Genomic DNA, 9,601 nt, shown 5'->3' with positions numbered 1-9,601 from the left:
TACTGACTGGCGAATATCTTTGGCCCAAGGAACCGAAAGCTTAGGGTGTCATTTCGCCCTCAGCCGGAACCGACCCCAAGATGCCCCCGGCAGGGCCGCCGGAGGCCACTCGCCGCCGTGAGGCTCTGGGGGCAGGGTGGCGGTCTTCGCCCTTCGTCCTGCCCCCTTTCTTACCCTCTCAAAACGCGCTGTAGGCCCGTTTCTGGCCGACAACGAGCCGAAGGCGAGGCGTCAGCACGGTGTTTCACCAAAAACGAGCAGCCGACCGGGCAGCGGTACGTTACGAAAACCGCTCGCATATCGTATCTGTATTGCGTATCATATCTGTATTGGTACGATTTACGCTGATATGGTACGAAAGGAGCAACGATCATGGCACGTCAGGGCATCACTTTTGAGCAGGTCGCCGCCGTCGCTGATGCGCTGGCAGGCGAGGGTCAGCAGCCGACCATCCGGGCGGTGCGGGAGAAGCTGGGCGACACCGGCAGCCCGAACACTATTCACAAGCACTTGACCGCGTGGCGCGAGGCCCGCCCGGTGGCCGCAGCCGCTGCGCCGGAACTGCCGCAGGCGCTGACCGCTGCCATTGCCGCCGAGATCGAGCGGGCCGCATCGCGGGCACGCGGCGAGATCGAGGGCCGTCTGGTGCAGGCGCAGGCGGAGGCCGCCGAACTGGCCGCCGCTGGCGAGGTGCTGGAAGGCGAACGCGACGAGCTGGCCGAGCAGGTGGCCGTGCTGACCACTGAGCGCGACACGCTGGCAGGCAAAGCCGCCCAGCAGGCCGCCGACTTGGCCGAGGCGCAGCAGCGCATCGAGCGCGAGCAGCAGGCGGCAGAGTCTGCCCGGCTGGAGGTGGCAACCGCCCGGCACAAGATCGAGGCGCAGGCCGAGCGCGTGAGCGAGCAGGCCGCCGAGCTTGAGCGCCTACGCGCCGCACTGGCCGAGGCACAGCAGGGCCGCACCGCCGCCGAACAACAGGCCGCCGTGCTGGCCGCCAAGCTGGAGGCGTGCGCCGACCGTGTGAGCCGCGCAGAGGCCCGCGCCGAGCAGATCGAGCAGCAGGCCGCCAAGGCTGCACAGGCCCACGACACCGCCCGCGCCGCAGCAGCGCAGGAAACCCGGCAGACGCAGGCCGAGCGTGACGAGGCTCGCAAGGTGGCAGCAGAGGCCCGCGAGCAGGCCGCACGACTTACCGGGCAGCTTGAGGCGCTGCAACGGCAGCAGGACAAAGCCGAGGCCGCCGAGAAGGCCACGAAGGCACCGAAAGGGAAGGGGGGCGAGTGATGCCAAGCGCCGCAGAATTTCAGGCGCTGTCCGATGAGTTGCGGCAGCTTGGGGCGGTGATCGTGCAGGCTGCGAACCTGGGCGATCAGGAGCTTGCATTGTGGGCCGTGGGGGCGCTGTCATCCGCAGCCGCCCGGCCTGCATGGTGGGCGAGAGAGGCCGCAGACAGCGAAGCTGTGGGATGCAAATAAAGTCCCATCCTAAGCTACGCCAATTTTCAGGACTGTTTTGAAAGACTCAGGCTTGGCAGGCGGGTAAAGTGTCATTCTGAAAGGATCGCGTGGCATTGGGCGCGGCCTGAATCGTGAAAATAAAGTCTCATACTTTCGAGCGTCTGAATCGTCGCCCACTACCGCCGGGACTGAGACACCAACAAGGGGGGCGTATGCCCAAAACCCGAAAACACCTCACCCCGACCGAAGCAGAGGCCAAGGGGCTTCTATGCCGTAAGCACCTCAAGGAACGCCTCCGCCTCATGCCGGGACTAAACACCAAGCCCGCTGGCAGTGTCTGGCAAGGTCAGGGGGCTTATGATGTGTACAACCCAGCCGAGTGCGTGCCGTGGCGCTGGATGCCTGGGCGTGCCCAAGTCCGTCGCCAGCACGTCGCAGCGCAGGCAAAAGACCTGATCGCCGCAGGCTGCATTGTGCTCGACACCGAAACCACCGGCCTCGGTGATGACGCCGAGATTTGCGAGATAACCATACTCGACGTGACCGGCGCACCGATCCTCGACACGCTGGTACGCCCGACCCGGCCAATCCCGGTCGAGGCGACAGCGATTCACAAAATCACCGACGCCATGGTGGCCAGTGCGCCGAGCTGGCCCGAGGTGGCCGAGCAGTACGCCGCCGCCGTTGCTGGCCGAACCGTCGTTGCCTACAACGTCGCTTTTGATGCGCGCTTGCTGCGGCAGACCTATCAGATACACGGAATCACCGCGCCAGTGTTGACGACCGCTTGCGCGATGCTGATGTATGCCGAGTGGCATGGAGAGTACGACCGGAGCCGCGACCGCTGGCGATGGTTGAAGCTGATCGAGGCTGCGACCGACTGCGGCGTGGCAGAAGACGGCGCACACCGCGCCCTTGCCGACGCCCGCATGACGCTGGGTGTGCTGCGATACTTGCAGCGCCGCACGAACGGACGGCGACCGGCAGGGCCGAAAGTGGCCACCGTCCCGCAGGAGGCTTTGCCCTCTGTTTTAGGATGAAACTCTATTTCAAAGAATGAGACTTTATTTGTACGGATGAATCTTTATTCGCATCCCACACATGGCTTCTAACCACGCTTCGTGCATCCAGAATGGGGCTATTTTTCCGTGCTGAAGTGTGCAAAGCGGATTGAGCACCCGGCGTGGGTTCTTCCATGTCTCGACGGAGAGCAACAGGCCGTCCGCATGGACGGAAAAGACTGGTAGTGCTTTCGGCTGGCCCTTCTTCTTGCCTTGCGTTTCGGTTGGCTTGAGGTCGTCCCAAACGCCTTGCACGGTTTTGTTCAGTTCGTCGATGAAGCGTTCCGGCATGGTTTTCAAGAGTTCGGCAGTGATTGCGTTCGCGTCCTCAAATTGCTTTCTTGCTTCGGCTTCCTTTTTCCGTCGTTTTTGCCGCTCCTGTTCGTATTCGTCTAAGGTTTGCCTGTGTCTGCGCTGTGCTTCAGCTTCCGCTTCTTCAGCTTGCCTTCGTGCTTCCTCTTTGGCTTTCTGTCGGCGTGCTTCACCCTCTGCTGTGAGTGCTGGTTTTACCAGTTCGCCAGACTTGGCCTCGATGGTGATCGAAAGCGGTTCGCCGCGATGGTCTACCAGATCGAAAGGCAGACCATCCGCATCGAATGCCGTGAGGTAAAGATTGGCCCCATAGACCTTGTGCCCCGGCCTCACAGCTTCGTATTTTTCTGCTGCTGCGTGCAGTGCTTCCGCTAGGCGTTCTGCCGTGATTTCTCCTTTGATCTTGATTCTCATGGCAACCTCCATCCGTAGGTGCCATCCGATGCGGGCTTGACGTAGCACACGCCTTTTTCGACGTACCACCCCGGCCTATCGCACTTCGCCAAGCTGGCGAGGCTTCCCGTTTGAGCGAAGCGGTAGGCCAAGCGCCCCTCTGGCGTGTTGGCCCATGCCGCCGCCGCTTTCTCGTCCTTGGCTTCGGTGTATCCCGCGCCGTATCCGGCGCCGTATCCGGCCTGATAGCCCGAATCCTTGCCGCTGCTGTGCATGTACCAGCCGAACAGGCCGACGCACAGAAAGGCCACGGCGATGCAGCCCGCCGCCCACTGCCACATCTGCTTTGCTGATGTGTTGTGCGCGACCTCTTGCGCTGCTGCTGCTACCGCTTGCGCCAAATCCGCCTTGGCTGCTTCCGCTGATGCTTTCACGGTTGCATCCGCCGTTACCTTGAAATTGACCAAGGTATCTTTGGCTGCTTGTGCTATCGCTTGCGGGAACTTCTCATACTGGCCTTGGTAGTGTTGCAAGGCCATGAGCACCAGCCACAGCGCATCATTGTTTTTCAGGCCGAGTGCATCCCGAACCCGGTAAAGACTTTGCCGCTCCGCGTCACTAGGTTGCCTGCCGAGCAGCTTTGCAAAGCTGTCGTCTAGGTCACTCATGGACTACGGCCTCCAATACCTTTTTGGCCTCGTTGCGCCACCGCGTAAGCTCCGCACGGTTGCCAATGGGCAATTCCTTGAGTGCTACCGCAATGCTCATGCGCTTGCTGTAAATGTCATCGCTCACACGGTCGGCCATGTCCGGGAATGTCACCGATTTCCCGCCGCGTTCCTCTACCGCCGTGCGCAGCTTGGAGCCGTTGTAAAGCTCGAACTTATTTTCTTCCCCGAAGTGTCCATTGCGTACCACATGAACATCCGCATTCGGAATTGCGTCCATGTATTCCTTGAGCAGTTCGAGGCTATCCCGTTGGCGGTTAATCACCCACAGCGTGACCAGCTTCCGCTTGAGTTCTTCAAGCGTGCTATTCAGTGTTTCACCGTAGGCGCTCACGCCCTTGTTATTCCGTGCTGCCGTGTTGATTACCACGACGCTATCCGGCTTGCTATCGCACAAGTTCACTAGCTGAATCCATCCGTCCGCCTCATCCAGATTGATAAGCTCCGTTTCCGTGCTTTCTTTATAGGCTTTCCATACGTCCGGGTTAGAGGTGTCAGACTCAATCAGCAAGACGCTTTCGCCGCGCTCTTGCAGGTAATCAACCGTTGCCATCGTGACAAGCGACTTGCCAACGCCGCCCTTGCTGCCACCGATCAGGTAAATGCTTTTCGCCATGTTGCTTACTCCTTAAATGTCGTCGCTGTCAGGTTTCGGGGTGAATGTCGCCTTTGATGTATCCGCAGGCTTCTTGACGGCGGGGCGGGGGCGGGGTGTGTCTCCCGGTGCTTGCACCGGAGCTTTTTTCGCTGGCTTTGCTCTCTGCAGGTAGCTCTTGAGTGTTGGAGTTGCGATGCTCAGACCTTCACCGCGCAGCGTCTCGGAAATCTGGTCAAGCGTGTATCCACGCTTTTGCAACAAGGCGATTTCCTTCGAGAGTATGCGCACGGCATCTTGCTTGCTGTGCTCTTGCTTCTTTTTCTCGACTGGCGGCATCTCTCGCAGCTTTGCAGCGATAGCCTCTAGCTGTTCTGTCGTATGCTTCATCGTGCTAACTCCTTTGCTTACTTGTTGCGGAGTTGACAGCATAGCGCCATTTGTGCTTGTTGCAAAGTGCGTCCCGTGCACCTAAACTGCTGATACGATAGTAGAGTGGATGAGCAATACAGGATGACCGTTGTAACACACATGGCTTCGCCACGTGGTTCCAACGGACGCCTGCCCATTCGGCGCTTCGCTTCTCACGGTCTGGCTTATCCTGCAAGGGGTATCCCCTTGACCCCGGACAGTGCGGCGCTCTCGCTTCTTACTGTCCAAGACACACCCCGCCCCCCGCCCCGGCGAGAAGGAGACACGATGCCATTTGAAACGCAGGGGCCGGAACCGCTGGACGCCGTTATCAATGTACGGCTGACCGCAGCGGAGAAGGCCCGCTTGAAAGAGGATGCCGACCTTGCCGGGTTGAGCATGTCCGAGCTTGTCCGCCGCCGCTACTTCGGCAGGCCGATCATTGCCAACGCCGACGCCGTGATGCTCAAGGAGCTGCGGCGCATCGGTGGATTGCTCAAGCACATCCACAACGAAAGCGGAGGCATTTACAACAAGGACACAGCCGGGGCACTTGTGGCCCTGAAAGCCTACATCGGGAAACTGAGCCGTGATCGTCAAGAAGGTTAAGAACCCGCAGAAGGCAGCAAGCAAGGCGGTTCGCGTTTCTCGCCTAACCGACTACATCCGCGAGCCGGAGCGTGAGAACTCGCAGGAGAAGTGCATCCATGCCGGGGCGCGTGGATTCATCACCGATGAACCACAGAGCCAGACGGCAGAAATGATTGCCTTGTCACAAGAGGCAGTGCGAAGCAAGGACACGATCAATCACTATGTCCTGAGTTGGCGAGAAGGCGAGCAGCCCAGCCCGGAGCAGGTCGAAGAAGCGGTAAGCATTTTCATGGATGAGCTAGGTGTTAAAGACCATCAAGCCATCTATGGTTTGCACGCCGACACGGACAACTTGCACCTGCACCTTGCCATCAACCGCGTGCATCCTGAAACGCTCAAGGTGGTGAAGATCAATAACGGCTTCGACATTGAGGCAGCGCACAAGGCGATAGCACGAATCGAGAACGCACAAGGCTGGCAGCGTGAGCAGAACGGGCGTTATCAGGTGTTGGAGAATGGTGAGTTAGGCCGGGAGCACATCGACAAGGACAAGCCGCGCCAGCCAGCCCAGCCGAAGCGCGACATGGAAAACCGCACCGGGGAGAAATCCGCCGAACGCATCGCCATTGAGGACGGCGCACCGATCATCAAAAAGGCGCAGACGTGGGAGCAGTTGCACCGCGAGTTAGCAGCCAAGGGGATGCGCTACGAGAAAACAGGCAGCGGGGCGACGCTCTTTGTCGGTGATGTTGGCGTGAAGGCCAGCAGCGCAGACCGGGACGCGAGCCTATCCAAGTTACAAAAGCGACTCGGAGCTTACCAGCCGCCGCCGCAGCGTCAGCAGGTAGCACAGCGCGAGCCAGAGCCGATCAAGCCAGACGTGCCGGGATGGAAGGATTACATCACCGGGCGCAAGGCGCACTACGCGGAAAAGAACGCGGCCAAGCTGGCACTGGACAAGCGGCAGGAGCAGGAGCGCAAGCAGATTGCCGAGCAGCAGAAAGCCCGCCGCGATGAACTCGTGCGCGGCAACTGGAAGGGTAAGGGCGAAGTGCTCAACGCCATGCGCAGCGTGATTGCCGCCGAGCAGGCCGCAGAGAAAGCAGCCTTGAAAGAGAAGCACCAGAAGCAGCGCGAGCAGCACCGGCAGCAGTTCCGGCCCTATCCCGACCTGGAGCAGTGGCAGCGGATGCAGAAAAGCCCGGAGCTTGCCGAGCAGTGGCGGCACCGCGCCAGCGAGCCGCAGCGCATCGAGGGCGCGAGCGGCGAGCCGCCGACGCCGCGAGACATCCGCGCCTATCAGCCTGAAATCGTGGGCCAGCAGGTGCATTACAGCCGGAAGGAAGAAGCGGGGGCGGGCGGGGGTGTGTCTTTCGTGGACAAGGGAAAAAGCATCGATATTCACGACTGGCGCAACCGGGACAGCACGCTTGCCGCCTTGCAGCTATCGGCGCAGAAGTGGGGCAGCTTCACCGTAACCGGGAACGACGAATACAAGGCCATGTGCGCGAAGTTAGCAGCAGAGCACGGTTTCAAGATCACGAATCCTGAGCTTCAGGAGCGCATCCAGCAGGAGCGGCAGCGGATACAGCAGGAGAGGGCGCAGGCGATGAAATCGGAGCAGCTAAAGCAGTTTGAGCTGTACGCGGAAGCGGTAGGCGCGGAGCGCTACCGGGTAACGTCCATCAAGATGCAGGCAGACGGAAGGAAGCAAACCTTCATCCTCGACAAGAAGGACGGCATCACGCGGGGCTTCACGCCGCAGGAGATCGAGCAGCGCACGCCGGAGATGCTGCGCCTACAGCGCCGGGGCGAAAACCTCTACTACACGCCACTATCGGACAAGAAGCATCACATCCTCATCGACGACATGAACCGGGAGAAGCTGGAGCGGCTTATCCGTGACGGCTACCGGCCCGCCGTTGTGCTGGAATCAAGCCCCGGCAACTATCAGGCCATCATCACCGTGCCGAAGCTGGGGACGGCCCACGACAAGGACGTGGGCAACCGGCTGAGCGATGCCCTGAACCGTGAATACGGCGACCCGAAGCTATCGGGAGCCATCCACCCGCACCGCGCACCCGGCTACGAGAATCGCAAGCCCAAGCACCAGCGCGAGGACGGCAGCTATCCCGAAGTGCGCTTGCTCAAGGCCGAGCGCCGCGAGTGCGTCAAGGCGCTGGCCCTGTCCAGCCAGATCGACGCCGAGTATCAGCGTCAGGCCGCCTTGAAGGCGCAGCAGCCAGAACGCAGCAAAGCCAAGCCCGCCTTGGAGCTTGCAGCGGCCAGCGGCAGCGCGATCGACGCTTACCAGCGGCATTACCGCGACGTGATCAAGCGGCAGCGTGGCGGCGAGGTGGACTTGTCCCGCGTGGATTCCATGATTGCCGTGCGGATGCGCGTTACCGGCCACGATCAAGCCGCCATCGAGGGCGCTATCCGCCAGTGCGCCCCGGCCACCCGGCAGAAGGGCGAGGGGCGCGACTGGAACGACTACGCGCAGCGCACCGCCCGCTATGCCTACAGCGCCGCAGGCGACCGGCAAGCCGCCGAGCTTGGGAAGTACCGCCAGCAGTGGGAGAAGCTGGAAGGGCGCGAGCCTGTACGCCAGCAGGAGCAGGCCAAGGCGCAGAAGATCGAGCGCGACAACTCACCCGGCATGAGTCGATAAGACTTGATGTAACTACAAAAAGACGCTACAATAAGAACACAATGGAACTTGAATGGGACGCCGATAAAGCGGCACGAAACCTGAAAAAGCACGGCGTTTCCTTCGAGGATGCCGAGCTTGTTTTTTACGACTCCGGGCGGGTTGAAGCCTACGACGGACGCGAGGACTACGGGGAAGATCGTTGGGCAACGATTGGGCTTGCCTACTCGGCTGTCCTGTATGTGGTCTACACCGTCCGACACGAGGAAACCATCCGCCTTATCTCTGCGAGGAAAGCAAATGCCGACGAAAGAAAGCAATATCGTGAAGCGAACTCTTGACCTCAAGAAGCCGCCACAGTTGAGCGCCGAGCAGAAGGCGCGACTGGATGCCGTGGCCTCGATGCCGGATGAGCAGATCGACTATAGCGATGCACCCTATCTGCCTGATGCTGTCTGGATGAAGGCAGCGGAGCAATTGCCCCACACCAAGAAGCAAATCACGCTGCGCATTGATGCCGAAGTGTTGGAGTTCTTCAAGCACACCGGCAAGCGTTATCAGTCGCGCATGAATGCTGTTTTGCGCTCCTACGTTGAGGCGCACAAGGCGCACGCGAAATGAGCGGCGACGACAAGCAGCTTTAGCTTGAAGCCCTCGCCGCCGTGGGCGAAATGCTCTTGTTCGACCAAGCCAGAGGCAACCCGGAAGAAGCCGCCCGCATCCTGCGATGTGCGCGGCTTTTTGCTCGTTCAGAGGATGCCGCGCAGCGTCTCAGCGAGCTATGCAACGAGGCGGGCAGTGATGCGACTTGGCGCGAAAACATCGTGGAGGAACTGCAAGACCGAGAGGACTTGCAAGCCGCCGAGGCAGCGATGGAAGCCCGCCGACAGGCCTAACTTGTTGCGCAAGCGGATAGTGCCGACACGGCCTTGCAGACCCTAATGGACGAGGTAGCGGCGGACACCTTCGGCAGTCTCGATGAAGGATATGCGGCACAGGCGCAGGCCGAGGCCGTGAAGGCGTGGCAGGGCAGGCAGTGAGCGGCATTTGTTGGTGTTTCATCGTAACCCGGCAAGTGTTCAGCAAACGGTGGTTTGTTGGACAGTTGCCGCAAGGGGCGGTTTTTGTCATTTTCAGAAGACGACTGCACCAGACAACGCGGTTTGAAGGCTGTTGTGCAGTCGTCTATTGAACGAACAGTATCAGGAGTCCGCTGCACGAATGATGACCTCAAGCCGGTTCTGGTCGCGCTGGCGACCGATCAGCCCCTGGATGGGGACGGTAGAGAAAACGGACAAAATCGTACGCTAAGCATGCGGCCTGTCATGTCGTTTTCAGAAGACGGCTGCACTGAACGTCAGAAGCCGACTGCACTATAGCAGCGGAGGGGTTGGATCCATCAG

Annotated in this window: 12 protein-coding genes; 8 read left to right on the top strand and 4 right to left on the bottom strand. The window is 60.4% G+C overall.

What is annotated here, in order from left to right; all coding sequences use genetic code 11:
- Positions 1-372: 372 nt before the first annotated feature.
- The 3 genes from GF617_RS25640 to GF617_RS25630 all read left to right on the top strand — a co-directional run bounded on the left by GF617_RS25640 (position 373) and on the right by GF617_RS25630 (position 2,497).
- Positions 373-1,284: a DNA-binding protein gene (locus GF617_RS25640; RefSeq protein WP_064169966.1), complete on the top strand. Its 912-nt coding sequence runs from the start codon at positions 373-375 to the stop codon at positions 1,282-1,284.
- Positions 1,284-1,475 (top strand): hypothetical protein, encoded by a 192-nt coding sequence (locus GF617_RS25635; RefSeq protein ID WP_033147142.1) that lies wholly within the window; start codon positions 1,284-1,286, stop codon positions 1,473-1,475. Before GF617_RS25640 ends, GF617_RS25635 begins: the two co-directional genes overlap by 1 nt.
- A gap of 194 nt (positions 1,476-1,669) precedes the next feature.
- A complete protein-coding gene (locus GF617_RS25630) occupies positions 1,670-2,497 on the top strand; it encodes a 3'-5' exonuclease (RefSeq protein ID WP_011270172.1) in 828 nt (275 codons plus the stop codon).
- Positions 2,498-2,521: 24 nt separating this feature from the next.
- Here the strand turns inward: GF617_RS25630 and GF617_RS25625 are convergent, their stop codons facing one another.
- From GF617_RS25625 to GF617_RS25610, 4 genes are read right to left on the bottom strand one after another with little or no spacing between them, the layout of a single operon-like run.
- Positions 2,522-3,244 carry a hypothetical protein gene (locus GF617_RS25625; RefSeq protein ID WP_015060216.1) on the bottom strand — a complete coding sequence of 241 codons (723 nt, stop codon included), beginning with the start codon at positions 3,242-3,244 and terminating at the stop codon, positions 2,522-2,524.
- Complete coding sequence (locus GF617_RS25620) at positions 3,241-3,891, bottom strand: DUF6753 family protein (protein WP_015060217.1); 651 nt, start codon at positions 3,889-3,891, stop codon at positions 3,241-3,243. The genes GF617_RS25625 and GF617_RS25620 overlap by 4 nt, the downstream gene beginning before the upstream one ends.
- Entirely contained in the window at positions 3,884-4,567 is a 684-nt protein-coding gene (locus GF617_RS25615) for a mobilization protein (protein ID WP_015060218.1), read from the bottom strand. The genes GF617_RS25620 and GF617_RS25615 overlap by 8 nt, the downstream gene beginning before the upstream one ends.
- Before the next feature lie 12 nt (positions 4,568-4,579).
- Positions 4,580-4,936, bottom strand: coding sequence for a hypothetical protein (locus GF617_RS25610; RefSeq protein WP_021029054.1), 357 nt, complete (start codon positions 4,934-4,936; stop codon positions 4,580-4,582).
- Between the two features lie 309 nt (positions 4,937-5,245).
- Here GF617_RS25610 and GF617_RS25605 point away from each other — a divergent pair, with 309 nt between their 5' ends.
- Genes GF617_RS25605 through GF617_RS25585 form a run of 5 tightly spaced genes read left to right on the top strand, consistent with a single transcriptional unit; the run spans position 5,246 to position 9,094 of the window.
- Complete coding sequence (locus GF617_RS25605) at positions 5,246-5,566, top strand: ribbon-helix-helix protein, CopG family (protein ID WP_021029055.1); 321 nt, start codon at positions 5,246-5,248, stop codon at positions 5,564-5,566.
- Positions 5,547-8,219, top strand: a complete 2,673-nt coding sequence (gene traI / locus GF617_RS27465) for a TraI/MobA(P) family conjugative relaxase (RefSeq protein WP_142875129.1) — start codon at positions 5,547-5,549, stop codon at positions 8,217-8,219. Before GF617_RS25605 ends, traI begins: the two co-directional genes overlap by 20 nt.
- Positions 8,220-8,260: 41 nt before the next feature.
- Complete coding sequence (locus tag GF617_RS25595; RefSeq protein WP_015060221.1) at positions 8,261-8,539, top strand: BrnT family toxin; 279 nt, start codon at positions 8,261-8,263, stop codon at positions 8,537-8,539.
- On the top strand, positions 8,499-8,819 hold the full coding sequence (locus GF617_RS25590; RefSeq protein ID WP_045286807.1) for a BrnA antitoxin family protein: 321 nt from the start codon (positions 8,499-8,501) through the stop codon (positions 8,817-8,819). Before GF617_RS25595 ends, GF617_RS25590 begins: the two co-directional genes overlap by 41 nt.
- Before the next feature lie 50 nt (positions 8,820-8,869).
- On the top strand, positions 8,870-9,094 hold the full coding sequence (locus GF617_RS25585; protein WP_033147147.1) for a hypothetical protein: 225 nt from the start codon (positions 8,870-8,872) through the stop codon (positions 9,092-9,094).
- The last annotated feature ends 507 nt before the right edge of the window (positions 9,095-9,601 follow it).

It is taken from the genome of Lelliottia sp. RWM.1, from assembly GCF_016859735.1.
Taxonomy (GTDB): Bacteria; Pseudomonadota; Gammaproteobacteria; order Enterobacterales; family Enterobacteriaceae; genus Enterobacter.
Note: the sequence above shows the minus strand (reverse complement) of the source record. Positions and strands in the feature narration are given on the sequence as shown.

Bases quoted from the DNA above. Each gene is read 5' to 3' on its own strand.
- GF617_RS25640 (WP_064169966.1), top strand. From the start codon at position 373: ATGGCACGTCAGGGCATCACTTTTGAGCAGGTCGCCGCCGTCGCTGAT.
- GF617_RS25635 (WP_033147142.1), top strand. From the start codon at position 1,284: ATGCCAAGCGCCGCAGAATTTCAGGCGCTGTCCGATGAGTTGCGGCAG.
- GF617_RS25630 (WP_011270172.1), top strand. From the start codon at position 1,670: ATGCCCAAAACCCGAAAACACCTCACCCCGACCGAAGCAGAGGCCAAG.
- GF617_RS25625 (WP_015060216.1), bottom strand. From the start codon at position 3,244: ATGAGAATCAAGATCAAAGGAGAAATCACGGCAGAACGCCTAGCGGAA.
- GF617_RS25620 (WP_015060217.1), bottom strand. From the start codon at position 3,891: ATGAGTGACCTAGACGACAGCTTTGCAAAGCTGCTCGGCAGGCAACCT.
- GF617_RS25615 (WP_015060218.1), bottom strand. From the start codon at position 4,567: ATGGCGAAAAGCATTTACCTGATCGGTGGCAGCAAGGGCGGCGTTGGC.
- GF617_RS25610 (WP_021029054.1), bottom strand. From the start codon at position 4,936: ATGAAGCATACGACAGAACAGCTAGAGGCTATCGCTGCAAAGCTGCGA.
- GF617_RS25605 (WP_021029055.1), top strand. From the start codon at position 5,246: ATGCCATTTGAAACGCAGGGGCCGGAACCGCTGGACGCCGTTATCAAT.
- GF617_RS25595 (WP_015060221.1), top strand. From the start codon at position 8,261: ATGGAACTTGAATGGGACGCCGATAAAGCGGCACGAAACCTGAAAAAG.
- GF617_RS25590 (WP_045286807.1), top strand. From the start codon at position 8,499: ATGCCGACGAAAGAAAGCAATATCGTGAAGCGAACTCTTGACCTCAAG.
- GF617_RS25585 (WP_033147147.1), top strand. From the start codon at position 8,870: ATGCTCTTGTTCGACCAAGCCAGAGGCAACCCGGAAGAAGCCGCCCGC.